The organism is Kitasatospora hibisci (genome assembly GCF_043950205.1).
Lineage (GTDB): Bacteria > Actinomycetota > Actinomycetes > Streptomycetales > Streptomycetaceae > Kitasatospora > Kitasatospora hibisci.
Genome location: NZ_CP171642.1, coordinates 1,925,691 through 1,949,683 on the forward strand (window position 1 = coordinate 1,925,691; position 23,993 = coordinate 1,949,683).

The following is a 23,993-nucleotide window of genomic DNA, read 5'->3' on the forward strand; positions in this document are numbered from 1 at the left end:
AGGCGGCGCCCCGCGCACCGGCCGGGTCAGCCGGCCAGCAGCCGGTCCAGGAAGGGGTTCCCGAACACCCGGTGCGGGTCGTGGCGGTCCAGGACGGCGATCGCCTCGTCCCAGCCGGGGCCGCCGCCCGCGCGGTGGCTGGCGGGGACGACCCGGCCGAGCACGTCCGGGTCGGCCCACGCGGCGTCCTCGGTGTAGGCCCAGCCCTTGGACCACTCCACGCGCAGGCCGGCCCGGGTGCCGTCGAAGGTGCGCAGCAGGAACCGTTCGAGGTCGCGGGCGAACCGGTGCAGACCTGGGGTACCGGGCAGGGCGAGGACGTCGAGCCAGACGGCGGTGTCCCACTCGGGCCGGTCGGGGCGCGGGCGCAGCGCGGAGAGCAGCGGCGGCCGGGCGCCCGGCACCCCGGACGCGGCCGGGTCGTCCAGGCCTGTGACCCGGATCTCCACCGCGCCGTTCACCGGGAACTCCCCGCGGTCGCGGTACTCGGCGAGCAGCGTCCGGTAGTGATCGGCGAATTCGGCGACGACCCACTGGAGGTCCGCGCGCCGGGCGAGCACGGCGTAGCCGTTGGCGGTGACCCGCAGGGTGGTGGGGCGGACGTAGTTCAGCAGGGCGCGCGAGGGGCCCCAGAGGTCGGAGCGAAGGCCGCCGGCGAGCAGGTGGGTGAGTACGTCGCCGGTGAGCAGGTCACGCAGCAGGGTGCCGGAGAGCAGTACGTCGGTGATGTCCCCGGTGAGAGCCACCTTCGTGACCAGGTACTGGAGTTGGCCGAAGAGCGGTGCCGATGCCCAGGCTCCGGCCACGAGTTCGCCGGCGAGTCGGGCGACCGGCTCCGGGATGCTGTCGGAGAACGGGTAGTTGTAGGGCTCGTCGACGGCCCGGGATCCGAAGGGCCGGTCGGGCGCGACGGTCCACGTCTTGAGCCAGGGGCGGTCGGTGTAGGCGAACCAGATCGCCTCGGCGCGCCCGTCCCGGTCGACGAAGCCGGCCAGGGTGCGCGGCCGGCCCGCGGCGCCGGGGCGGGCGAACAGCTCGGTCGCCGGGATGTCCACCCGGCTGACGCAGCGCAGCGGCCGGTCGGCGCCGGCCCGGAGTACCACCTCGGTGACGAAGGCCCGGCCGAGGTGGACCAGGAAGGCGGCGCTGTCGGCCTCGGCGCGGTCGAAGGCGCGCAGCGTGTAGCGGTCGGTGGCGGGGTCGTGGACGACGGCGGTGAGCCGGGTGACCTGGTTGCTGACCGAGCCGTAACCGTGGCCGTCCGGGCGGAGCTCGCCGACGGCGGGGACGGCGGTGCCGTGCCCGCCGATGGCGAGCACCCCGCCGACGGTGAGTTCGCCCGGGGCGGGGCAGTTGGCGAGGCCGAGGCCGCGGCCGGCGAGGTGGGCGAGCAGGTCCTCCATGGTGGCGCCGGTCTGGACCCGGACGGTGCTCGGCGAGTCCGCGGTGATCGCCGTCAGGTGGCGGGTGGTGTCCAGCAGCAGGACGCGGGCGGACTCCGGGGTGGCGTTGGCGACGGTCAGCGGGGCCCAGGTGTGCCGGTGGCCCTGGGCGCGCAGCCGCCAGCCGTTGGCCCGGGCCCAGTCGGCGAGCCGCGGGACCTCTTCGGGCGTGCGCGGTGCACAGGTCCAGAGCTGGTCGGTGCGGACCTCTCCGGACCAGTTCTGGTAGACGCGCCGGTACAGCTCGGTGTCGGCGGGCAGTCCGGGCGGGACCGTCTCCGTGGCGTGCGCGCCGTCCGGACCGACCGTGCCGCGGAGCAGCCAGACGGCGCCGCCGAGGGCGGCGGTGGCGCCGAGCAGCCTGCGCCGGCTCAGACCGGCGCCGGGCGCCCCGCCGGCGCCGCCCCGTTCGCCGGGTCCGCCCCGTTCGCCGAGGCCGTTCCGAGCTCCGGTCCCGCCCTGAGCCGCGGCCGCGCCCCGGGCCACCGCTCCGCCGTCCGACCGCCGTCCCTCCGTCATGCCGCCCCCTGGTCGCCGGCCCCGCGTTCGGCGGTGACCGTGTCCGTCTCCACCGGGGTGTCCCGGCCGAGGTGTCGCGCTGCCGTGCCGCGCCCGCCGGGTCGCGCGGACCGGAGCCCGGGCCCGCGGCCCCGCCGGCTGCAGGCCCCGTCGCCCGAGGACCCGCCGTCCGGCCCGGTTCCCGCCGGGGCCGGCCGCCGGCCACGCCGACCCGGGAACCGGAGTGCCGCACTCCCGTTCCCCGGCCCGCGGCCGAGCGTACGGAGCGTGGCGGCGACTCAGCGTGCCGACGTCGCGATCTTCACTCCTTCGAGTGAACAGTTGGCCGCTTCTCCCACACCGCCGCCCCCACGTCGATCCGGATCACCACCCCGCTCTCCCGGAGGTCCCCGTGCGCACTTCCGCGCCCTCCGCACCCGACGGCGGCCGCCCCGCGCCGACCTGCCGCCGACCTGCCGCCGGCCCGCCCACCGACGCGTGATCAACTGGGGCGGCCGGGCGGAAATAGCCGGGGCCCCCGCACGGCTGTGGTGATCGAAGAGCAGGACCGACAGCGACGGGCCCCGGGCCGTGAGCGGCCGCGGGACCTCCCAGGAGGTGCAGCGCGCGATGGGCGACGAGCAGCAGTACCGGACCGAGCACGATTCGATGGGTGAGGTGCGGGTGCCGGCCGCGGCGAAGTGGCAGGCGCAGACGCAGCGGGCGGTGGAGAACTTCCCGGTCTCGGGCCAGCGGTTGGAGCGCGCGCACATCGCGGCGCTGGCCCGGATCAAGGCCGCCGCGGCCCGCGTGAACGCCCGGCTCGGGGTGCTGGACGCGGAGACCGCGGAGGCGGTCGCGGCCGCCGCGGAGGAGGTCGCGCAGGGCCGCTGGGACGCGGAGTTCCCGGTGGACGTGTTCCAGACCGGTTCGGGCACCTCGTCGAACATGAACGCCAACGAGGTGATCGCCACCCTCGCGTCCGAGCGGCTGGGCCGGCCGGTCCATCCCAACGACCACGTCAACGCCAGCCAGTCCTCGAACGACGTCTTCCCGTCCTCGATCCACATCGCGGCCACCGCCGCCGTCACCCACGACCTGATCCCGGCGCTGGAGCACCTGGCGGAGGCGCTGGAACGCAAGTCGGCGGAGTTCGGCGAGGTCGTGAAGTCCGGCCGGACCCACCTGATGGACGCCACGCCCGTCACCCTCGGCCAGGAGTTCGGCGGGTACGCGGCGCAGGTCCGGCACGGCCGGGAGCGGCTGCTCGCCACGCTCCCCCGGGTGGCCGAACTGCCGCTCGGCGGTACGGCGGTGGGCACCGGCATCAACACCCCGCCCGGGTTCTCCGCGGCCGTCATCGAGGAGGTGGCCCGGACCACCGACCTGCCGCTGACCGAGGCCCGCGACCACTTCGAGGCCCAGGGCGCACGGGACGGCCTGGTCGAGCTGAGCGGCCAGCTGCGCACCGTCGCGGTCGGGTTCACCAAGATCGCCAATGACCTGCGCTGGATGGGCTCGGGCCCGCGCACCGGGCTCGGCGAGATCAACCTGCCCGACCTGCAGCCGGGTTCGTCGATCATGCCCGGCAAGGTGAACCCGGTCCTGCCCGAGGTGGTGCTGATGGTCTCGGCCCAGGTGATCGGGAACGACGCGACCGTCACGGTGGCCGGCGCGAGCGGCAACTTCGAGCTGAACGTGATGCTCCCGGTGATCGCGCGCAACGTGCTGGAGTCGATCCGGCTGCTCGCCAACAGCGCCCGGCTGCTGGCCGACCGGACGGTCGACGGCGTCACCGCCAACGTCGACCGGGCCCGCGAGTACGCGGAGTCCTCGCCGTCGGTGGTCACCCCGCTCAACCGGTACATCGGGTACGAGGAGGCCGCCAAGGTCGCCAAGCAGGCGCTGGCGGAGCGCAGGACGATCCGCCAGGTGGTACTGGAGCGCGGGTACCTGGAGCAGGGTCTGCTCACCCGGGAGCAGCTGGACGAGGCGCTGGACGTGCTGCGGATGACGCGACCCTAGCGTCACCCCCGGAGCACGCGCCGGGGCGCGGACGGCGGCCTCCGCCGCTCCGCGCCCCGGTGTCAGGCTTTCCTGTCGACCCTGCGGGTCAGCTCTTGGCCCGGCCTGCCCGGCCGCGCCGCATCGATGCTCCGTTCGACGTCATGGTGGCCATGGAGATCGCGGCGAGCCCCAGCAGGAACATCACGGCGCCCGTGATCAGGCAGGTGACGATGTTCTTGCCGCGGTCGACCTCTCCCGAGACCACCCAGGGGGAAATGATCGTCCAGGCGCCGAGCAGGGTTGCCGCCCATGCCCGTGCGTGGGTGCGTTCGTAGGCCGAGCCGTAGCCGGCCATCAGCAGGCAGTAGGCGAGGCCGACGATCAGGCAGGTGACGGTCAGCGTGTTGAAGGCCGTGAAGCCGACGATCCACGGCGATGCCGCCAGGAACAGGCCCGCGAGAACGGCCAGGGCCTCGACGGCCTGGGCGCGCGGGGTCAGAGTGAGCCGCTCGTACTGCTCCCTCAGTTCGACGATGTCCGGATGGTGCTCCATGCCCATCGGAATCTGGGTAGACACCGATACCACCTCCTAGGTCTGGACCATGGAAGGCGCTAGCCCAGTACCATTCTGTCGCCGATCCGCCGTTTTGCACCTTTTGATCAGCGAAGATACCCTGCCCCGCCCGCATCACGACCGGTGGGTGAGCTGCGTCTCACCGTGACCGTCCGCCATTGCGTATGCAATTCGTTGCATAGCAGGATGCCACCATGGCACTGGAGCACGCGATCCTCGTCTCGCTGCTGGAGCAGCCCGGCTCCGGCTACGAGCTGGCCCGCCGCTTCGACCGTTCCATCGGGCGCTTCTGGACCGCCACCCACCAGCAGATCTACCGGGTGCTGCGGCGGATGGAGGCGGACGGCTGGGTCTCGGTCGAGGAGGTCGCCCAGGACGGCCGGCCGGACAAGAAGGTGTACTCGGCCGCGGGGCCGGGCCGCACCGCGCTGTCCGCCTGGCTGCGCGAACCGGTCGAGCCGGAGACCGTCCGCCACGAGCTGGCGGTCAAGATCCGCGCCGCGGCCTTCGACGACCCCGCCGCCCTGATCTCCGAGGTCGAGCGGCACCGGGAGGGTCACGCCACCCTGCTCGCCCGCTACCTGCACGGCGAGCAGCGCGACTTCCCGGACCCCGCCGCACTCGACGCCCGCCGGGAACTGCAGCACGTCGTGCTGCGCGGCGGCATCGAGTACGAGCGGATGACCCTCGCCTGGCTGGACGACGTGCTCGCCACCCTGCACCGCCTGGCCGACCGGACCGACTCCGGCGCCACCCCACCCTCGACCCCCGGGAGCCCGTGATGCTCTTCAACCCGCGTACCTACGACCCCGCGCAGTTCGACGAGCCGACCCGCCGGCTGCTGCGCGCGACCGTGGACTGGTTCGAGTCCCGCGGCAAGAAGGCTCTGATCGACACCTACGTCGACCGCACCTGGTACTCCGACTTCCTGGAGTTCGCCGCCCGGGAGGGCCTGTTCGCGGAGTTCCTGACCCCGTCCGCGGCCGACCCGGAGAAGCGCTGGGACACCGCCCGGATCGCCGAGCTGAACGAGATCCTCGGCTTCTACGGCCTCGGCTACTGGTACACCTGGCAGGTCACCATCCTCGGCCTCGGGCCGGTCTGGCAGAGCGAGAACGAGGCCGTCCGGGCCCGGGCCGCCCGTCTGCTGACGGAGGGCCACGTGATGGCGTTCGGGCTCTCCGAGCGCAGCCACGGCGCCGACATCTACTCGACGGACATGATCCTCACCCCGGACGGCGCGGGCGGGTTCACCGCCACCGGCTCCAAGTACTACATCGGCAACGGCAACGTCGCGGGCCTGGTCTCGGTGTTCGGCCGCCGCTCCGACGTCGAGGGCCCGGAGGGCTACGTCTTCTTCGCCGCCGACAGCCGCCACGAGGCGTACCACCTGGTCAAGAACGTGGTGAACGCCCAGATGTACGTGAGCGAGTTCCGGCTGGAGGAGTACCCGGTGCGCGCCGAGGACGTGCTGCACACCGGCAAGGCCGCCTTCGACGCCGCGCTGAACACCGTCAACGTCGGCAAGTTCAACCTCTGCACGGCCTCCGTCGGCATCTGCGAGCACGCGATGTACGAGGCCGTCACGCACGCCCACAACCGGGTGCTCTACGGCAAGCGCGTCACCGACTTCCCGCACGTGCGCCGCGAGTTGACCGACGCCTACGCACGCCTGGTCGCGATGAAGCTGTTCGCCGACCGCTCGGTGGACTACTTCCGCACGGCTTCCCCCGAGGACCGCCGCTACCTGCTCTTCAACCCGATGACCAAGATGAAGGTCACCACCGAGGGCGAGAAGGTCATCGACCTGATGTGGGACGTCATCGCGGCCAAGGGCTTCGAGGCGGACACCTACTTCGACAAGGCGGCGAAGGACATCCGCGGTCTGCCGAAGCTTGAGGGCACCGTCCACGTCAACCTGGCCCTGATCCTCAAGTTCATGGCCAACTACCTCTTCGCACCCGCCGACTACGCACCCGTGCCGCGCCGGCTGGACGCGGCCGACGACGAGTTCCTGTTCCGCCAGGGCCCGGCCCGCGGCCTCGGCGCGATCCGCTTCCACGACTGGCGCACCGCGTACGACGCCCACGCGCACGTCCCGAACGTCGCGCGCTTCCGCGAGCAGGCCGACGGCTTCTGCGAGCTGCTGCTGAAGAACGCGCCGAGCGAGGCGCAGCAGGCGGACCTGGACTTCCTGCTGGAGATCGGCCAGCTGTTCGCGCTGATCGTCTACGGCCAGCTGGTGCTGGAGCAGGCCGCCGAGACCGCGCTGGACACCGACGTGCTGGACCAGATCTTCGACGCGCTGGTCCGGGACTTCTCCGCGCACGCCACCGAGCTGCACGGCAAGGCGTCCACCACCGAGGCGCAGGCCGCCTGGGCGCTGGCGCACGTGCGCCGCCCGGTCGCGGACGGCGAGCGCGCGGCCCGGGTCTGGGAGCGCGTCGAGGCCCTGTCGGGCGCCTACGAGATGCAGCCGTAGGCACCTGCGGCCGGCGCCGCGGCGCAATGACCCCGGGGGTGTCGGTCGGCGGACCGGCACCCCCGGTTCACTTCCCCGGTCGGGTCAGAAGGTGAGCTTCCAGCTGTCGATGTAGCCGGTGTCCTGCGACGCCACGTCCTGCACCTTGAGCTTCCAGGTGCCGTTCGCCGGCACCGCGGAGGCGTTGACCGTGTAGGTGGCCTGGACGTTGTCCGCGGAGTCGCTGCCGCTGGAGTTCTTCAGACGGAAGCTGGTTCCGTTCGGCGCGACCAGGTCGATCACCAGGTCGCCGCGCCAGGTGTGCTTGATGTCCACGCCGACCTGGAGGGCGGACGACGCGTTGCCGGTCCGGCCGGTCACCGTCACGGAGGAGGTGACCGCCGGGCCGTTGTCGGGGATCTGCACGTCGGCGGTGTTCTCGAAGACGGTGCCGGAGGGCGGGGTGGTGTCGCCGGCCGACAGGGTCCAGATCGCGTAGGCGATCGCGTCGCTCATCCGGTCCAGCGCGGTGTCGTTGATGTTGGCGCTGGTGTCGCAGGAGGAGTGGTAGCAGCGGTCGAACGCCTGGCCCGCCGTGCCGCCCCACTTCGCCGCCTGGGCACTGGTCTTGGTGTAGTCGGCGCCGCTGAAGAGGCCGCCGACCCGGATCCCGGCGTTCTGGAACGGGGCGTGGTCGGAGCGGCCGTCGCCCTCGAAGTCCTGTTCCGTGGCGATGCCGAGGCCGGCGAAGTAGTCGCGGAACAGGGCGTCCAGTGCGGAGTCGTAGCGGTAGGTGAAGTAGCCGGGGTTGGGCGAGCCGATCATGTCGAAGTTCAGGTAGCTGTCGATCTTCGAACGATCCGCGGAGGAGAGGCTGTTGACGTAGTTCTTGGAGCCGACCATGCCGTACTCCTCGGCACCCCACCACCCGAACCGCAGGTGCTTGGCGGGCTTGAGACCGGCCCGGGAGACGGCCAGCGCGGTCTCCAGGACCCCGGCCGAGCCCGAGCCGTTGTCGTTGATGCCCGGGCCGCCGGTGACGGAGTCGAGGTGGGCGCCGGCCATGACCACGTGCGAGGTGTCGCCGCCCGGCCAGTCGGCGACCAGGTTGTAGCCGGTCGAGCCGTTGTAGCTGAAGGTCAGCAGCGTGGTGGTGTACCCCGCCGCGTCCAACTTGCCCTTCACGTAGTCGATCGAGGCCTTGTAGCCGGATCGCCCGTGGGCGCGGTTGCCGCCGTTGGCGGTGGCTATCGACTGAAGCTGAGCCAGGTGCGCCTTGACGTTGGCGACCGGGATGTCGGGGGCCGCGGCGGCGGTGGCGGCGGTGGCGGCGGTGGCGGCGGAGACCGCTTCGGCCGCAGGTGCCGCGGCCGCCGGCCCGGCGACGGCGGCGGGGCTGATCAGGGCGGCGGCGAGGGCGACGACCGCTCCGGTCGACAGGACGGTTCGGCGCAGGCGGGATCGCCGCGGGGCACGCTCGGTCACGGAAGGCTCCGGTTTCTGGTGGGGCAGAACGGAAGCGCGACACTTCGCGGACGGCGTGGGCACTCGGAGGAGCATGGGGGCGAGCGCCCGGTGAAGTCGGGGGCCGGGACACAAAGTTGACGCGACCATGATGATTGGGCCAACCTGCGGTTCCGTCAAGAGGCCCGGGAATCCGGCCCCGTGTCCTCGGCGTCCTGCGGGCCCGGGCACGCGGCGCGGCGGGCCGGTTCCGGACCCGGCCCGGGCGGCCGGACCGGCACGGCCGCGGCGGGGAACAGCCGGGCGGCCTCGCGCAGCCACGCTCCGGCGTGCGGCCCGGTGATCCGGCCGGACACGTCCGCGCCGAACACCGCCACGCCCGCCACCGCCGCGCCTCCGCGTGCAGCACCTGCTCCCGGCCGGTGTCCTTGATCATGCAGCCGCGCGCCCCGCCTGGGGTGCGGCGGGCGGTCTCCGGCCCGGAGCCGTACGGCGGCGGGCGGTCCGTGACCACCCACCCTCCGGACCGGACCGGGCGACCGCGCCCGGCCTCCCCTCCGCCCTCGGCGGCGGGCGACGTACGGTGGAATCCGGAGGCCGAGCCATGCATGTCACCGGTACCCACTTCACCGACCGCACCGATGCGGGCCGCCGACTGGCTGCCCACCTGGGCCACCTGCGCGCCCCCGGCACCGTCGTCGTCGCCCTCCCCCGCGGCGGCGTCCCGGTGGCCGCCGAGGTGGCCGACGCCCTCGGCGCCCCGCTGGACATCTGCGTGATCCGCAAGCTCGGCGTGCCCTACCAGCCCGAGCTGGGCATGGGCGCGATCGGCGAGGACGGCATCCGCGTCCTCAACGACCAGGTGATGCGCGTCGCCGGTGTCACGGACGAGCAGCTCGCCCGCGTCGAGCAGGTCGAACGCGCCGAGCTGGAACGCCGGGCCCGCCGCTACCGGGGCGGCCGTGCGCCCGCCGACCTGCGCGGGAGCACGGTCGTCGTGGTGGACGACGGGATCGCCACCGGCTCCACCGCCCGCGCGGCCTGCCGGATCGTCCGGGCCAGGGGCGCCGCCCGGGTCGTGCTGGCCGTCCCGGTGGCGCCCCGCGACTGGGTCGACCGGCTGGCCGACGTCGCCGACGAGCTGATCTGCGTCGGCACGCCGTCGCCCTTCTTCGCGATCGGCGAGTTCTACGGTGACTTCTCGCAGACCACGGACGAGGAGGTGCTGCGGCTGCTGGCCGAGGCGCGCGGAGAACGGTCGCGGGCCCCCACCGCGGTGGACCACGAGCTGACCGTGCCCGCCGCCGGGGTCCGGCTGGCCGGGCGGCTGACCGTGCCGGTGCACGCGCTCGGCGCGGTGGTGTTCGCGCACGGCAGCGGTAGCGGCCGGCACAGCCCGCGCAACCGCTTCGTCGCCGCCTACCTGAACCGCGCGGGCCTGGCGACGCTGCTGTTCGACCTGCTCACCGAGGACGAGGAGCCGGACCGGCGCAACGTGTTCGACGTGGAGCTGCTCGGCTCCCGGCTGACCGAGGTGAGCCGGCGGCTGCCCGACCTGGACGAGGCGGCCCGGGGCCTGCCGATCGGGCTGTTCGGCGCCAGCACCGGCGCCGCCGCGGCCCTGTGGACGGCGGCCCGGCTGGGCGACGGGGTGCGCGCCGTGGTGTCCCGGGGCGGGCGGCCGGACCTCGCCGGCCCGGCCCGGCTGGCCGCCGTCGCCGCGCCGACGCTCCTGATCGTCGGCGGTCGCGACAGCACGGTGATCGACCTGAACCGACAGGCGCGGGCCCGGCTGCACTGCGAGAGTGAGCTGGCGGTGGTGCCGCGCGCGGGCCACCTGTTCGAGGAGCCGGGGGCGCTGGACCAGGTCTCCGAGCTGGCCCGCGACTGGTTCCTGCGCCACCTCCCGGAGGAGCCGCAGGACCCCGGACCCGGCGGAGGACAGTCGTCCGGTTCCTGAGGGCGGCGGCCGTCACCAGCGGTGGGAGCACGGGGATCGGAGGGATGGCAAGGGTCTCGGGAATCCCTCATTCGACAGCACATATTGCACAGCCGGACCGGGGATTTCCTGACCAGCTTGTACACATTGAACAGTGAAAACGCGACCTGTTGCCCAACCAGTCCGACAGGAGCAAGCTCTCCGCTCAGCCGCACCGCCCACCCTTGCGGCGTGGCCGCCTCAAGCGGATGCCTCAAAGCCGAGGCCTCATTGTGGAGGAACGACCGATGACCCCGCAGACCCACGCTCTTGAGCTGACCCCCGAGGAGCGCGAGGCCGGTCTCGACGCCGAGCAGCTGCGCCGCCTCGTCGGCCTCGTCGAGCACGACCCCGCCACGGACCCGTTCCCTGTCATCGCGCAGGACGCCGTGATCTTCGTGGTCGGCAACGCCACCCAGACGGCCCAGTTCTACCAGGTCGTCTTCGGCATGGAGCTGGTCGCCTACTCCGGCCCGGAGACCGGCCGCCGCGACCGCAAGGCGTACGTCCTGCGCTCGGGCTCGTGCCGCTTCGTCATCAAGGGCGGTGTCTCCCCCGACAGCCCGCTGCTCGACCACCACCGCCGCCACGGCGACGGCGTCGTCGACCTGGCGCTGGAGGTGCCGGACGTCGACAAGTGCATCGCGCACGCCCGTGCCCAGGGTGCCGTCGTGCTGGAGGAGCCGAACGACGTCTCCGACGAGCACGGCACCGTGCGCCGCGCCGCGATCGCCACCTACGGCGAGACCCGGCACACCCTGATCGACCGCTCCCGCTACCACGGCCCCTACCTGCCGGGCTTCGTGGCCGCCGAGACCAGGGTGACCCGCCCGGCCGGGCAGCCGAAGCGGCTGTTCCAGGCCCTCGACCACGCCGTCGGCAACGTCGAGCTCGGCAAGATGGACGAGTGGGTCGGCTTCTACAACCGCGTGATGGGCTTCGTGAACATGGCGGAGTTCGTCGGCGACGACATCGCCACCGAGTACTCGGCCCTGATGTCCAAGGTCGTCGCCAGCGGCAACCACCGGGTGAAGTTCCCGCTCAACGAGCCGGCGATCGCCAAGAAGAAGTCGCAGATCGACGAGTACCTGGAGTTCTACGGCGGCCCGGGCTGCCAGCACCTGGCGCTCGCCACCAACGACATCCTCACCACCGTCGACGTCCTGCGCGCCAACGGCGTGGAGTTCCTCTCCACCCCGGACTCGTACTACGACGACCCGGAGCTGCGTGCCCGGATCGGCAAGGTCCGCGTCGAGGTCGAGGAGCTGAAGAAGCGCGGCATCCTGGTCGACCGGGACGAGGACGGCTACCTGCTGCAGATCTTCACCAAGCCGCAGGGCGACCGCCCCACCGTGTTCTTCGAGTTCATCGAGCGGCATGGCTCGCTCGGCTTCGGGAAGGGCAACTTCAAGGCGCTCTTCGAATCCCTGGAGCGCGAGCAGGACCGCCGCGGGAACCTCTGATCACCACCCCTGATCAGGGCGAATCGGCGAACGGGCCAGGAGGAGCAGGACGATGGCGTACTACCGGCAGCTGGGCAGCATCCCGCCCAAGCGGCACACCCAGCACCGCGCACCCGAAGGCGGGCTGTACTACGAGGAGTTGATGGGCGAGGAAGGGTTCTCCTCGGACTCCTCGCTGCTCTACCACCGGGGCATCCCCTCTGCCGTGGTGAACGCGGTGCCGTGGGAGCTGCCGGACCAGTCCACCGTGCCGAACCACCCCCTGCTCCCCCGCCACCTCAAGCTGCACGAGCTGTTCGCGGGCCAGGAGTGGAAGTCCGCGGACGTGGTGAGCAGCCGCCGGCTGGTCCTCGGCAACGGCGACGTGCGGATCTCGTACGTCGCCGCCGGGGCCCCGAGCGAGCTGTACCGCAACGGGCTCGGCGACGAGTGCGTGTACGTGGAGTCCGGCTCGGGCACCGTCGAGACCGTCTTCGGCTCGCTGGAGGTCGGCCGGGGCGACTACGTCGTCATCCCCCGGGCGACCACCCACCGCTGGGTGCCGACCGGCGACGAGCCGCTGCGCGCGTACTGCATCGAGGCGAACAGCCACATCACCCCGGTGAAGCGGTTCCTCTCCAAGTACGGCCAGCTGCTGGAGCACGCGCCGTACTGCGAGCGGGACCTGCGCGGCCCGGTCGGCCCGCTGCTGGTGGACGACGCCGGCGACGTCGACGTCCTGGTCAAGCACCGCGGCCCGAACGGGATCGCGGGCACCCGGTACACCGTGCCCCACCACCCGTTCGACGTGGTCGGCTGGGACGGCTGTCTCTACCCGTACGCCTTCAACATCAGCGACTACGAGCCCATCACCGGACGGATCCACCAGCCGCCGCCCGCGCACCAGGTGTTCGAGGGCAACGGGTTCGTGATCTGCAACTTCGTGCCGCGCAAGGTGGACTACCACCCGCTGTCGATCCCCGTCCCGTACTACCACTCCAACGTGGACAGCGACGAGGTCATGTTCTACTGCGGCGGCGACTACGCGGCCCGCAAGGGCTCGGGCATCGCCCAGGGCTCGATCTCGCTGCACCCGGGCGGCCACACCCACGGCCCGCAGCCGGGCGCGTACGAGCGCAGCATCGGCGTGGAGTTCTTCGACGAGCTGGCCGTGATGGTGGACACCTTCCGCCCGCTGGAGCTGGGCGAGGGCGGCCGGGCCAGCGAGGACGCGAACTACGCCTGGACCTGGGCGGGCCGGGGGCCGGGCCGGTGAGCACGATCCCCCCGCTCTTCCAGGACCTCTTCGACGACGCGGCCGTCTTCCCGCCGGGGAACCTGCCGGTCGCCGAGGCGGTACCGGCCCACCGCGCGCACCGCTCCGCGTGGTACGCCGAGGCGGTCGGCCCGCTCCTGTGCGGGGCGGGCCGGCTGGACGAACTGGCCGCGGCGGTCGAGGCCGCCACGGCGGCCGTCGGCGGCGCACCGCTCCTCCGGGTCGGGCTCGTACTGCCGGGGGGCAGTGCCGAGCTCGGCCCGGCCCTGGCCGCCGCCGCGCCGTTCGAGGTGGCCGGCGTCGAACTGGCCACCCGGGACGCCCGCGAGGCGGTCGCCGCGCTCGACCTGCTGCTCCCGACCCACGTCCCCGCCGCCGTCGAACTGCCGCGCGAGCTCCTGCGCGGTGACGGCCTGGACGAGGTGCTGGACGTGCTGGTCGACAGCCCCTACCGGGCGAAGTTCCGCACCGGCGGCGTGGCGGCCGACGCGTTCCCGGACGAGGACGAGCTGGCCGGCTTCCTCACCGGCTGCGCGCAGCGCGGCCTGCCCTACAAGTGCACCGCCGGCCTGCACCACGCCGTCCGGCACACCGATCCGGCCACCGGCTTCGAGCACCACGGCTTCCTGAACGTGCTGCTGGCCGCCCGGGAGACCGACCGCGCGGCCGCCGCCGAGCTGCTGGCAGAGCGCTCGGGCGACGTCCTGGCCAAGGCAGTCCGCGAGTTGACCGAGCACCAGGTTACGGTGATCCGGAACTCGTTCACCGCGTTCGGCACCTGCAGCATCGCCGAGCCGCTGGCGGACCTGGTCGCGCTCGACCTGGTGTCGCCCGGGACCGGCCCCAGCCCCACGCCCCAGGAGGACCGTTGACCACCCCCCGTAGCTGGCTCGCCGGCGCCGACGACTCGCCGTTCGGCGTGCACAACCTGCCGTACGGCGTCTTCACCGCGGCCGACCGGCCCGGCGTGCGGCGGATCGGCGTCCGGATCGGGGAGTCCGTCCTCGACGCCGGCGCCGCCGCCCGGGCGGTCGGCGAGCCGTCGGTGCTGCTGGACGCGGACACCCTCAACCCGCTGCTGGCCGCAGGGCGTCCGGTCTGGACCGAGGTCCGCACCGCGCTCACCCGCTGGCTCACCGACGAGTCCCACCGGGCCGCGCTCTCGCCGCTGCTGCTGCCGCTGGCCGAGGTGGAGCTGCACCTGCCGTTCGAGGTCGCCGACTACGTCGACTTCTACGCGTCCGAACACCACGCGACCAACCTGGGCCGGATCTTCCGCCCCGGCTCGGAGCCGCTCACCCCCAACTGGAAGCACCTGCCGATCGGTTACCACGGCCGGGCCGGCACGGTCGTCGTGTCGGGCACCCCGGTGATCCGCCCGCAGGGCCAGCGCAAGGCGCCCACGGACGCCGTGCCCTCGTTCGGCCCGACCCGCCGGCTCGACATCGAGGCGGAGGTCGGCTTCGTCGTCGGTGCCCCGTCCGTCCTCGGCACGCCCGTCACCCTGGACCGGTTCCGCGAGCACGTCTTCGGCGTCTGCCTGGTCAACGACTGGTCCGCGCGCGACATCCAGGCCTGGGAGTACGTGCCGCTGGGCCCGTTCCTGGGCAAGTCCTTCGCCACCTCCGTCTCGCCGTGGATCGTGCCGCTGGACGCGCTGGAGCAGGCCCGGGTCACCCCGCCGGCCCGCGACGTCGAGCCGCTGCCCTACCTCGACGACCGCGGCGGCGAACCGTGGGGCCTGGACCTCGCCCTGGAGGTCCGTCTCAACGGGCACCCGGTCTCCCGCCCCCCGTTCGCCTCGATGTACTGGACGGCCGCGCAGCAGCTCACCCACATGACCGTCAACGGCGCCTCGCTGCGCACCGGGGACTTCTTCGCCTCGGGCACCATCAGCGGCCCCGAGCCGGAGACCCGCGGCGCGCTGATCGAGCTGACCTGGAACGGCGAGGAGCCGCTCAAGCTTCCCGACGGCACCACCCGCACCTTCCTGGAGGACGGCGACGAGGTGACCATCACCGCGACGGCACCGGGGCCCGACGGCACGGTGGTCGGCTTCGGCGAGGTCACCGGCCGCGTCACGCCGTAACGGCTGCGCCGGGCCCGTGTCTGTTCCAGTCAGTGGAACCGGCACGGGCCCGGCGCGGTGCTCCTCGGGCGCGTCTGACGGCTCGCACCGGGCGGGCGACGCGAATCGGCCGGACACGGCCTAGTACGGTGGCGCGAGGATCCGGCGATCCGGAGATCCCTGGACCACCGCAGAAGCGGCGACGAGGAACGGGAGCAGGCCCGATGAGCGCAGAGGTGCAGGTCCACCGGGACGGCGGGGTCGGGCGGATCGTGCTCGACCGCCCCAGGGCGCTCAACTCGCTGACCCACGGCATGATCACCGCCGTCCGGGCGGCGCTGGACGCCTGGGCCGCGGACGACGCGGTGGGCGCCGTCGTACTGACCGGCGCCGGCGCGCGCGGCCTCTGCGCGGGGGCGGACATCCGCGCGATCCACGACGACGCCAAGGCCGGCGGGGCCGGTTCGCGGACGTTCTTCGCGGACGAGTACGGCCTGAACGCCCTCATCGCCCGCTACCCGAAGCCCTACGTCGCGGTGATGGACGGCATCACCATGGGCGGCGGCGTCGGCCTCTCCGCCCACGGCTCGGTGCGGATCGTGACCGAGCGCTCGGTCGTCGCGATGCCGGAGACCCGGATCGGCCTGGTCCCCGACGTCGGCGGCAGCCGCCTGCTCGCGCGCGCACCGGGCGAGCTGGGCACCCACCTCGGGCTCACCTCCGGGTCGATGGGCCCCGGCGACGCGCTGCTCTGCGGCTTCGCCGACCACTTCGTGCCCTCGGCCGCCGTCCCCGCCCTGCTCGCCGCGCTCGCCGCCGTCCCGGCCGGTACGGACACCGCGGCGACCGCCGCTGCCGTCGCCGACGCGGTCGCCGCGCACACCGGGCCGGCGCCGGCCGCCGCGCTGGCCGCGCAGCGGGAGTGGATCGACGCCTGCTACGCCGCCGACACCGTCGAGGAGATCACCGAGCGGCTGCTCGGCAGCGGCGTCCCCGAGGCGAAGCAGGCCGCCGAGGAGCTGGCCGACCGCTCGCCGACCATGCTGAAGGTCACCCTGGCCGCCCTGCGCCGGGCCACGGGGCAGGACACGCTCACCGAGACCCTGGTGCAGGAGTACCGCGTCTCGTGCGCCGCGCTCGCCCACCACGACCTGGTGGAGGGCATCCGCGCGCAGGTGGTGGACAAGGACCGGAACCCGCGCTGGTCCCCCGCCGCCCTGCTGGACGTCGACGACCGGGCGGTGGCCGCGTTCTTCGAGCCGCCGGCCGGCGGCGACCTGCGGCTCGGGTGAGGCGCAGGTCCGCCGGGTGACGACCGTCTCGCCTGGCGAGACTGGCGCTCGGGCGGTCCGTCCGCGATCGTATCCCCCGTCAGAGTGCCGCCGAGCTGCGAATGGGAGTCAAGGATGCGGACCGAGACCTACGAGACGATCCTGGTCGAGCGCAAGGGCCGGGTCGGGCTGATCACCCTCAACCGGCCGGAGGCGCTCAACGCGCTGAACACCCGGCTGATGAACGAGGTCGTCGCGGCCGCCACCGCCTTCGACCGCGACCCGGAGATCGGCTGTCTGGTCGTCACCGGGTCGGAGAAGGCCTTCGCCGCCGGCGCCGACATCAAGGAGATGCAGGGCAACCGCTTCCCCGACGTCTACCTCGACGACTGGCTGGGCCCGTGGGACCGGCTCGGCGAGCTTCGCAAGCCGGTCGTGGCGGCGGTCGCCGGGTTCGCCCTCGGCGGCGGCTGCGAGCTCGCGATGCTCTGCGACATCCTGCTGGCCGCGGACACCGCGAAGTTCGGCCAGCCGGAGATCAAGCTCGGCGTGATCCCGGGCATCGGCGGCTCGCAGCGGCTGACCCGCGCGATCGGCAAGGCCAAGGCGATGGAGCTGTGCCTGACCGGCCGGATGATGGGCGCCGAGGAGGCGGAGCGGGCCGGTCTGGTCTCGCGGATCGTCCCGGCCGACCAGCTGCTGGCCGAGGCGCTGGCCACCGCGGAGAAGGTCGCGGAGATGTCGACGCCCGCCAGCATCATGATGAAGGAGAGCGTGAACCGGGCCTTCGAGACCACGCTCGCCGAGGGCGTCCGCTTCGAGCGGCGCCTGTTCCACGCCGCGTTCGCCACGGCGGACCAGAAGGAGGGCATGGCCGCCTTCGCCGAGAAGCGCCCGGCGAACTTCTCGCACCGCTGACGGTCGGCTGACGGCGGTCGGCGGAGGGACCGGTCCTCCGCCGACCGCCGTCAGTCCTCGCTCACCAGCGCGGTGTTGAGGCGGGCCAGGCCGCCGCGGCTGGCCGCGACCACGATCCGGTCGCCCGGGACGAGCTGCCGGGTGCGGTCGGCGTGGTTCCACTGGTAGGTGCGCGGGCCGGCGGCCAGCCGGACGGCCACCACCCGGACGCCGCCCGGGTCCTCCAGGTCGTGCCGGTTCATCCCGACCAGACCGCCGCCCTCCTCGACCCGCAGCTCGGCGATGAGCAGCACGTGCCGGAACACCGACAGCGTGCCCAGCACCTCGCGCCCCATCAGGGCCGCCGCGAACGCGGGCGCGGCCAGGTAGGACGTCGAGCGGGAGGCCGCGTTGTCCAGCGTGGCGTACACGTGACGAGCGAAGTTGTCGTCGAAGAGCCGGACCACCACGCGGACGTCGGGCCGCACCGCGCGCGCCTCCAGCGCCGCCTCCAGGTTGGTGGCGTCGTCCCCGCTGACCGCGACCACCGCCCGGCTGTGCTTCAGCCGGGCCCGGCGCAGCTGCTCCGCGAGCGGACCGTCGTCGACCACCACCGGGACGCCGAGTGCGCGGACGGCCGAGATGCCGCGCGCCTGCGGGTCGCGCTCCAGCCCGACCACCGGCACGCCCATGCCGTGCAGCTGGGCGACGACCCGGGTGCCGACGTTGCCGAGCCCGGCCACGATGACGTGGTCGCGGGTGCCGGCGCCGGGGTTGCGGGGCTGTCCCCGCCGGCCGGAGCCGAGCACCTCGACCATGATCGCGGTGGCGACGGGCGCGAAGGTGATGCCGCAGAAGGTGATCACCACCTGGGCGACCCGCTGCCAGAGGCCCCCGGTGCCGGTGCCGGCGGCCGCGTCGGCGGGTTCGTCGGGCTGGGCGGCGCCCGCCAGGTCGAGCAGCGAGACGTAGAGGGACCAGCCGAAGTCCCGGTTGAGGTACCAGAGCAGGCCGAAGGACGTCAGCACGGCGGCCAGCGCAGTGATCAGCACCAGCCGGAGCCGGGCGCTGGTGAGGTAGCGCAGGGTGTCGAGCAGCCGCCAGCGCAGTCGGCGGGTCCAGGCGATCCGCACCCGCGGCTCGCTGGGCAGCGCCTGGAGCGCCGCCACCCCGCCGGGCGCCGAGGGCCCGGGACCGGGCCCGTCAAAGGCGTCGGAGGCGTCGGAGGCGTCGGGCCCTTCGGGGGTGTCACGCTCCGGCGTCGCGGGCTCGTCCGGCGCGCCCTCCTCACGAGCCGGCCCATCGGGAGCCTCCGCCGGGCGGTCGGCGTCGGGGGTGGCCGCGTTGCGCGCCCGCCGGAGCGGTCCGTGGTCGCCGAACTCGCTGGCCAGCCGGACGAACGCGGCCGAGTCGCCCTCCTGCTCGGGCAGCAGCCGGATCCGGCCGAGGTTCTGCCGGTCGATCCGGTCGGCGACGATGCAGATCCGGCTGGAGTCGATGTCGTCGTCGTAGGCGACGTAGAGGAAGCGGTCGCCGACCTGGACGGAGTTGGGGCGGGAGAGCGCGGACGCGGCGAAGGCCGGCGCGGCGGTGGCCGAGCCGGAGAGCGCGGCGCCGTTCTTCAGCAGCCGTTCGATGTTCTCGCCGAGCCGCTGGTTGAACATCCGCAGCACGATGCGGATGTCGGGGTTGTGCTCCTGGGCGCTGAGCGCGGTGTGGATGTTCTCCTGGTCGGACCCGTCGACCAGGGCGATCCCGCGCGCGGTCTCCACCCGGACCGCCCGCAGCGCCTCCTCGGTGACGCTGCTGAACTCCACCACCGCCGCGACCCCGGCCAGCTGCTCGATCTGCGGGGCGTGCTCGCGGGTCCGGTCCGGGACCAGGACCACCACCTGGACTTCGTACTGCTCGACCAGCTCCCGGGCCAGGCGGTGCGCGAGCGCGTTCCCGCCACAGATGATGTAGTGCTGGCCGATCGGCCCGACCGGAGGGGTCCCCCACCCTTCAGAAGTCATATCGCCGGATCGTATCGACGGCGAATGATCGGCAGATGGCGCTCCGGTGGCCGCGGGGGAAGCAGTTCGTTCCCCCGAACGGGTGCGTCCGGCGGGCGAACCGGATCACCCGCGACGATCGTGAGAGGCGCCCCCTGCCACTCCCGGCAGCGGCCCCGGCAGGACCCCGAGGTCCCGGGCCGCCGTCCCTCACCCAGCCGTCAGGAGTTCGCCGCCGTGGTCTCCCCGATCATCACCCCCAACGGTTCCCCGGTCCAGGGCCCACTCGGTCTGCTCGCCAAGGCCGCCTGGCAGGTCCTGCTGATCGCCGGGCTCGCCTCGCTCGCCCTCGGGATCGTCGTGCTCGTCTGGCCCAAGCAGACGCTGCTGGTGGTCGGCATCCTGTTCGGCGTCTACCTGCTGATCATCGGGATCGTGCAGCTCGTCGCCGCCTTCGGCACCCACGCCACCACCGCCCTGCGCGTGCTCGCCTTCATCAGCGGCGCGATCTGCGTGCTGCTCGGGCTCCTCTGCTTCCGCAGTGCGGCGCAGTCGGTGCTGCTGCTGGCGATCTGGATCGGGATCGGCTGGCTCTTCCGGGGCATCACCCAGCTGGCCGCCGCGATCTCGGACGAGACGATGCCCGCGCGCGGCTGGCAGGTCTTCGCCGGTGTGGCCAACACACTGGCCGGCGTGCTGCTGATGGTCTGGCCGGCCGGCTCGATCACCGCGCTGACCGTCCTCGCCGGGTGCTGGCTGCTGATCCTCGGCCTGATCGAGATCGTGACGGCCGTCCAGATCCACGGGCGGGCCAAGGAGATCCCGTCCGGCGTCTGACGGCGGAACGCCGCGGGGCGCCGGGTTCTACGGCTCGGGTGCGTAGCCGAGGACGTACTCCGCGGACTCCAGCGCCTCGGCGGTGAGACGGACGTCCGTCAGCCGCTCGGCGAGGGCGAAGGCCGCCCGGGTGTGCGAACCGTCACCCGGGCGGCCGCCCCGGTCGTCGTCGGCCAGCAGGAAGCCGCAGTGCGTCAGCAGCTCGGGAATGCCGGGCGCATCGGCGTCCGAGCCGTCCCGCTGCCCCGGGAAGAGCGGTTCGAAGTGCAGCCTGGTCCGGCCGTCCTCCCACCAGTGGAAGTGGTCGACGGCGTTGACGTTGCGGAAGTGCGAGACCAGCCGGGTGCCCTCGGTGAGGCCCGGGAGGAGCGTCCAGGTCGTGCCGAGGTAGCCGTTCACCTCGACCGCCAGCGCCCAGCCGTCGAGCCGGGTGACGGCGATGAGCATGCGGCCCTGCTCGTCGTCCCCGAGCGTGTCGTCCTCGCCGTCCTCGAACGCGTCCCAGGCCTCCACCACCGCCCGCAGACCGGTGACGCGCCGACCGGGGACGGCGGCGAACCGGTCCAGCAGCTGCTCCGCGGAGAGCCCCTGGACGAGGGTCAGGCAGTACGCCTCGGCGAGGTCTGCGTAGCGCTCCTCGAACCAGGTGAAGTCGGTTGCATGTGCGGCCATTCCGCCATGATCTCAGAGCGGTCGGACAGCCGGCCCGCCGGCCTGACGGCGGGCCGGGCCGGCGTCCGCGGTCAGCGCCAGACCGGTGCGTCCGTCCCCCAGCGGCCCGGCGGACGGGTCCAGTCGGCGGGGCCGCCCTGGTAGCCGACCGGCGGGAGCGCGTGGCGCAGCCTGCCGTACGGGGAGTCCGTCCCGACGACCCAGGTCGCCGGGTCGTACGGCTCGTCGTCGAGCGGCGGGAGCGGCTCGACGCCGTACTGCAGCCAGGAGGCGGTGCCGGCCAGGGAGTAGCGCAGGTGACGGCCGCCGGGGCGGCCGGTGCGCTGGTCGGTGAGCGCGCGCAGCACGCCGGCGGCGATCAGGTAGCCGGTGCCGTGGTCGAGGGCCTGGGCCGGCAGGACTCCCGGTCGGCCGTCGGCGCCGGCCTCGGTCACGGCGATGCCGACACCGGCCTGGACCAGGCTGTCGAACCCACGGCGCCCGGCCCAGGGACCGGTCCGGCCCCAGGCGTCGAGCTGGGCGACGACCAGGCCGGGACGACGCTCCAGCAGCTCCTCGGCGGCCAGGCCGTGGGCGTCCAGGGCGCCGGGGCGGTAGCCGGTGACGACGGCGTCGGCGCCGGCCAGCAGTTCCTCGAAGACCGCGCGGTCGGCCGCCTCGGCGAGGTCGAGCCGGGTGGACCGCTTGCCGAAGCCGGTGTCGACGTGGGCGTCCTCGGCCTCGGGCAGGCGGGGCGAGTCGACCCGCAGCACGTCGGCGCCGAACAGGGCGAGGGTACGGGTGGCCACCGGGCCGGCGATCACCCGGGTGAGGTCGAGGACGCGCAGGCCGGCGGCGGGCAACGGGGCTCGGTCGAGCGGACGGACGGCGGCCTCGCCGACCGTCCGCGTCTCGACCAGGGGGAGTGCGGTGGGGCGCGGTGGTGCGACGGCGACGGCGAGCGCCCCGGCTGCGTAGGCACGTTCCTGGATCCACTCGGCGGGGTGCTCGCGCAGCGTCCGGGCGAGCCGGTCGGGCTCGGTGTCGGCCGGCAGTCCGAGGGCGTCGAGCAGCCGGGCGCGGTGGTGCGGGTAGTTGGCGTGGGTGCGGACCCAGCCGTCGGCGGTCTGCCAGAAGCCGGAGAGCGGCGCGAAGGTGACGGGTGCGCGGCCGTCGATCCGCAGGTGCCGCTCGCTCACGAAGGCGGTGGCGACGGCTCCCTGGTCGATCGGGACCGCGGGCACGTCGCCGCCGTTGCGCAGTGCGGACAGCTCGGCGGCCGCCAGTGAGCAGGCCGCGACGGTGGCCCGGGCCAACTGCCGCACGGGCAGCCTGGCGGGCAGGACGGCGTCGGGGCCGTGGAACGAGACGCGCTCCAGCAGCGCGGCGGGCCCGCCCAGGGCACCCCAGGCGTATGCGGTGGCGGGGTCGGCCGACGTGCGGTCGGCCGGGGCGGGATCGCCTGCGGGGATGATCGGACGCTCTGTCATGACCGCATTCTGCGCCGGTTTCCCGGCGCTCGCCGTGACCCCCGCCACGGGCACCCGCCGCACGGGCCGACGGACGGACCGGCCGCACGAGGACCGCGGCTCCGGACCGGTGCGGGGTGCAACCCACGCCCCCCGAGGCGCGCGGGGCCCCGGACCGCTCCGGCCGGGCAGCGGAGCCCGGTCAGAAGGTGAACCGCAGGGCGCGCACCCGGTTGTCGAAGTTGGACGGGACCAGCTCCGGCTCGCCGACCGACCGGGCCGCCGGCAGCCGGGTGAACAGCTCGCGGAACAGCACCTTCATCTCCTGCCGGGCGAGGTGGGCGCCGAGGCAGTAGTGCGGGCCGCCCCCGCCGAAGCCGAGGTGGGGGTTGGGGCTGCGGGTGATGTCGAAGGCCTCCGGATCGGTGAAGACCGCCTCGTCGCGGTTGGCGGAGGCGAAGAAGAGCACCGCCTTCTCCCCCGCCGGCAGCAGCGGGCCGTCCGGACCGCCGAGGCGGTGGTCGACGGCCAGGGTGCGGCGGAACTGGATGATCGGCGTGGCGTGGCGGACGATCTCGTCCACCGCGCCGCCGAGGTGGCGCTCGGGGGCGGCGAGCAGCAGTTCCCGTTGCTCGGGGTGGGTGGAGAGCAGGTGCAGACCGTGGGCGAGGGCGTTGCGGGTGGTCTCGACGCCGGCGACCAGCAGCAGGGAGAAGAAGGCACCGAGCTCCCGCCCGGTCAACCGGCGGCCGTCGACGTCTGCGGTGACCAGGGCGGAGATCAGGTCGTCGGCGGGCCTGCGGCGGCGCTCGCGGCCGAGTTCGGCGACCATGCCCTGCATCCGGGCGAGCGCCCGCAGCCCGCGCCCGGGCACCCGGATCCGGCTGCGCAGCGGGCGGGCGACACCGGTGTGCTCGGAGGCGTGGTTGACCTCGTCGAGGATGGCGCGGCGGGGCTCCTCGGGGATGCCCATCATGTTGCAGATCACCTGGAAGGGGAGCTCGGCGGCGACCGCGGTGACGAAGTCCCCGGGCCGCTCCCGCTCCACCCGGTCGACCAACTCCCCCGCCACCCGGCGGATGTCCTCCTCGGCCCGGGAGAGAAGGCGCGGGGTGAACGCCCGGGAGACGATCCGCCGCAGCTGGGCGTGGCGGGGGTCGTCCAGGTTGACCATCGAGTCGCCGAACAGCAGCCGGACCCAGCGGGCGGGTTCGGGGGTGGTGACCCCGGGGCCGCTGAGGAAGACGCCGGGCGTCCGGCCGGCCTCGACCACGTCGGCGTGGCGGACCAGGGCGTGGAAGCCCTTGCGCGGGCCCCTTCCGGCCCGGCCGCCGGCCGGCCCCTCGCCGAAGAAGAGCGGGCCGGGGAGGCGGCGCAGCGCCGCGAAGGCGGCGGCGCGGTCGGCGGCGGGCAGCCGCCAGAAGGCGGGGTCGGCGAGGTCCGCGGGGACGCCGACGCCCGCCGGGTCGGTCGCTGTCCCCATGTCGTGCCTCCGGTCCGGTCGTTGCTCTCTCATGACGCTGGGTGTGCACATTAAGTGACCGATCGGTCACCGCTGTCAAACCTCACCGACCATACGACGATCGGACTTTCGGGCGGCGTCATCACCCCTGCGGCCCCTCGAGCCGGGCGGCCGGGCATGCTCTCACGGGACGGAACCGGCC

18 protein-coding genes are annotated in these 23,993 nt (G+C 73.6%); 11 read left to right on the plus strand and 7 right to left on the minus strand.

Annotation, left to right across the window (positions count from 1 at the left end):
* Window positions 1-26: 26 nt before the first annotated feature.
* Complete coding sequence (locus tag ACF9IK_RS08245; protein ID WP_395293590.1) at window positions 27-1,961, minus strand: cholesterol oxidase substrate-binding domain-containing protein; 1,935 nt, start codon at window positions 1,959-1,961, stop codon at window positions 27-29.
* Window positions 1,962-2,570: 609 nt separating this feature from the next.
* Between ACF9IK_RS08245 and ACF9IK_RS08250 the strand changes: the two genes are divergently transcribed.
* The gene (locus tag ACF9IK_RS08250) at window positions 2,571-3,965 is read left to right on the plus strand and encodes a class II fumarate hydratase (protein ID WP_395293591.1); all 1,395 of its coding nucleotides are present in this window, start codon (window positions 2,571-2,573) and stop codon (window positions 3,963-3,965) included.
* Between the two features lie 88 nt (window positions 3,966-4,053).
* Here the strand turns inward: ACF9IK_RS08250 and ACF9IK_RS08255 are convergent, their stop codons facing one another.
* Complete coding sequence (locus ACF9IK_RS08255) at window positions 4,054-4,524, minus strand: SPW repeat protein (RefSeq protein ID WP_395293592.1); 471 nt, start codon at window positions 4,522-4,524, stop codon at window positions 4,054-4,056.
* A 191-nt stretch (window positions 4,525-4,715) separates the two neighbouring features.
* Here ACF9IK_RS08255 and ACF9IK_RS08260 point away from each other — a divergent pair, with 191 nt between their 5' ends.
* Entirely contained in the window at window positions 4,716-5,303 is a 588-nt protein-coding gene (locus ACF9IK_RS08260) for a PadR family transcriptional regulator (protein WP_395293593.1), read from the plus strand.
* The gene (locus ACF9IK_RS08265; RefSeq protein ID WP_395293594.1) at window positions 5,303-7,003 is read left to right on the plus strand and encodes an acyl-CoA dehydrogenase family protein; all 1,701 of its coding nucleotides are present in this window, start codon (window positions 5,303-5,305) and stop codon (window positions 7,001-7,003) included. Before ACF9IK_RS08260 ends, ACF9IK_RS08265 begins: the two co-directional genes overlap by 1 nt.
* Window positions 7,004-7,087: 84 nt before the next feature.
* On the opposite strand, the gene ACF9IK_RS08270 is transcribed toward ACF9IK_RS08265, so the two are convergent.
* Window positions 7,088-8,467, minus strand: coding sequence for a M28 family metallopeptidase (locus tag ACF9IK_RS08270; RefSeq protein WP_395293595.1), 1,380 nt, complete (start codon window positions 8,465-8,467; stop codon window positions 7,088-7,090).
* Between the two features lie 583 nt (window positions 8,468-9,050).
* Here ACF9IK_RS08270 and ACF9IK_RS08275 point away from each other — a divergent pair.
* The 7 genes from ACF9IK_RS08275 to ACF9IK_RS08305 all read left to right on the plus strand — a co-directional run bounded on the left by ACF9IK_RS08275 (window position 9,051) and on the right by ACF9IK_RS08305 (window position 17,399).
* Window positions 9,051-10,406, plus strand: coding sequence for a phosphoribosyltransferase family protein (locus tag ACF9IK_RS08275; protein WP_395293596.1), 1,356 nt, complete (start codon window positions 9,051-9,053; stop codon window positions 10,404-10,406).
* A gap of 266 nt (window positions 10,407-10,672) precedes the next feature.
* Entirely contained in the window at window positions 10,673-11,887 is a 1,215-nt protein-coding gene (gene hppD / locus ACF9IK_RS08280; protein ID WP_238862368.1) for a 4-hydroxyphenylpyruvate dioxygenase, read from the plus strand.
* A gap of 52 nt (window positions 11,888-11,939) precedes the next feature.
* Entirely contained in the window at window positions 11,940-13,142 is a 1,203-nt protein-coding gene (locus ACF9IK_RS08285; RefSeq protein WP_395293597.1) for a homogentisate 1,2-dioxygenase, read from the plus strand.
* On the plus strand, window positions 13,139-14,014 hold the full coding sequence (locus ACF9IK_RS08290; protein ID WP_395293598.1) for a hypothetical protein: 876 nt from the start codon (window positions 13,139-13,141) through the stop codon (window positions 14,012-14,014). Before ACF9IK_RS08285 ends, ACF9IK_RS08290 begins: the two co-directional genes overlap by 4 nt.
* Window positions 14,011-15,231, plus strand: coding sequence for a fumarylacetoacetase (fahA, locus tag ACF9IK_RS08295; protein WP_395293599.1), 1,221 nt, complete (start codon window positions 14,011-14,013; stop codon window positions 15,229-15,231). The genes ACF9IK_RS08290 and fahA overlap by 4 nt, the downstream gene beginning before the upstream one ends.
* Before the next feature lie 203 nt (window positions 15,232-15,434).
* Window positions 15,435-16,502, plus strand: coding sequence for an enoyl-CoA hydratase/isomerase family protein (locus ACF9IK_RS08300; RefSeq protein ID WP_395293600.1), 1,068 nt, complete (start codon window positions 15,435-15,437; stop codon window positions 16,500-16,502).
* A 114-nt stretch (window positions 16,503-16,616) separates the two neighbouring features.
* On the plus strand, window positions 16,617-17,399 hold the full coding sequence (locus ACF9IK_RS08305; RefSeq protein ID WP_395293601.1) for an enoyl-CoA hydratase: 783 nt from the start codon (window positions 16,617-16,619) through the stop codon (window positions 17,397-17,399).
* Window positions 17,400-17,449: 50 nt separating this feature from the next.
* Here ACF9IK_RS08305 and ACF9IK_RS08310 read toward each other — a convergent pair whose 3' ends face one another.
* Complete coding sequence (locus ACF9IK_RS08310) at window positions 17,450-19,393, minus strand: NAD-binding protein (protein ID WP_395293602.1); 1,944 nt, start codon at window positions 19,391-19,393, stop codon at window positions 17,450-17,452.
* A 216-nt stretch (window positions 19,394-19,609) separates the two neighbouring features.
* Here ACF9IK_RS08310 and ACF9IK_RS08315 point away from each other — a divergent pair, with 216 nt between their 5' ends.
* Window positions 19,610-20,209 (plus strand): HdeD family acid-resistance protein, encoded by a 600-nt coding sequence (locus ACF9IK_RS08315; RefSeq protein WP_395293603.1) that lies wholly within the window; start codon window positions 19,610-19,612, stop codon window positions 20,207-20,209.
* A gap of 27 nt (window positions 20,210-20,236) precedes the next feature.
* Here the strand turns inward: ACF9IK_RS08315 and ACF9IK_RS08320 are convergent, their stop codons facing one another.
* The 3 genes from ACF9IK_RS08320 to ACF9IK_RS08330 form a co-directional block, all read right to left on the minus strand.
* Window positions 20,237-20,881: a DUF6461 domain-containing protein gene (locus ACF9IK_RS08320; RefSeq protein ID WP_395293604.1), complete on the minus strand. Its 645-nt coding sequence runs from the start codon at window positions 20,879-20,881 to the stop codon at window positions 20,237-20,239.
* 71 nt (window positions 20,882-20,952) lie between these two features.
* Entirely contained in the window at window positions 20,953-22,350 is a 1,398-nt protein-coding gene (locus tag ACF9IK_RS08325) for a CoA transferase (protein ID WP_395293605.1), read from the minus strand.
* A gap of 181 nt (window positions 22,351-22,531) precedes the next feature.
* Window positions 22,532-23,812 carry a cytochrome P450 gene (locus ACF9IK_RS08330; protein WP_395293606.1) on the minus strand — a complete coding sequence of 427 codons (1,281 nt, stop codon included), beginning with the start codon at window positions 23,810-23,812 and terminating at the stop codon, window positions 22,532-22,534.
* Window positions 23,813-23,993 lie beyond the last annotated feature (181 nt).

Coding starts and splice junctions, on each gene's coding strand:
- hppD (WP_238862368.1), top strand. CDS start 10,673: ATGACCCCGCAGACCCACGCTCTTGAGCTGACCCCCGAGGAGCGCGAG.
- ACF9IK_RS08250 (WP_395293591.1), top strand. CDS start 2,571: ATGGGCGACGAGCAGCAGTACCGGACCGAGCACGATTCGATGGGTGAG.
- ACF9IK_RS08310 (WP_395293602.1), bottom strand. CDS start 19,393: ATGACTTCTGAAGGGTGGGGGACCCCTCCGGTCGGGCCGATCGGCCAG.
- ACF9IK_RS08325 (WP_395293605.1), bottom strand. CDS start 22,350: ATGACAGAGCGTCCGATCATCCCCGCAGGCGATCCCGCCCCGGCCGAC.
- ACF9IK_RS08260 (WP_395293593.1), top strand. CDS start 4,716: ATGGCACTGGAGCACGCGATCCTCGTCTCGCTGCTGGAGCAGCCCGGC.
- ACF9IK_RS08275 (WP_395293596.1), top strand. CDS start 9,051: ATGCATGTCACCGGTACCCACTTCACCGACCGCACCGATGCGGGCCGC.
- ACF9IK_RS08300 (WP_395293600.1), top strand. CDS start 15,435: ATGAGCGCAGAGGTGCAGGTCCACCGGGACGGCGGGGTCGGGCGGATC.
- ACF9IK_RS08265 (WP_395293594.1), top strand. CDS start 5,303: ATGCTCTTCAACCCGCGTACCTACGACCCCGCGCAGTTCGACGAGCCG.
- ACF9IK_RS08320 (WP_395293604.1), bottom strand. CDS start 20,881: ATGGCCGCACATGCAACCGACTTCACCTGGTTCGAGGAGCGCTACGCA.
- ACF9IK_RS08305 (WP_395293601.1), top strand. CDS start 16,617: ATGCGGACCGAGACCTACGAGACGATCCTGGTCGAGCGCAAGGGCCGG.
- ACF9IK_RS08285 (WP_395293597.1), top strand. CDS start 11,940: ATGGCGTACTACCGGCAGCTGGGCAGCATCCCGCCCAAGCGGCACACC.
- ACF9IK_RS08330 (WP_395293606.1), bottom strand. CDS start 23,812: ATGGGGACAGCGACCGACCCGGCGGGCGTCGGCGTCCCCGCGGACCTC.
- ACF9IK_RS08245 (WP_395293590.1), bottom strand. CDS start 1,961: ATGACGGAGGGACGGCGGTCGGACGGCGGAGCGGTGGCCCGGGGCGCG.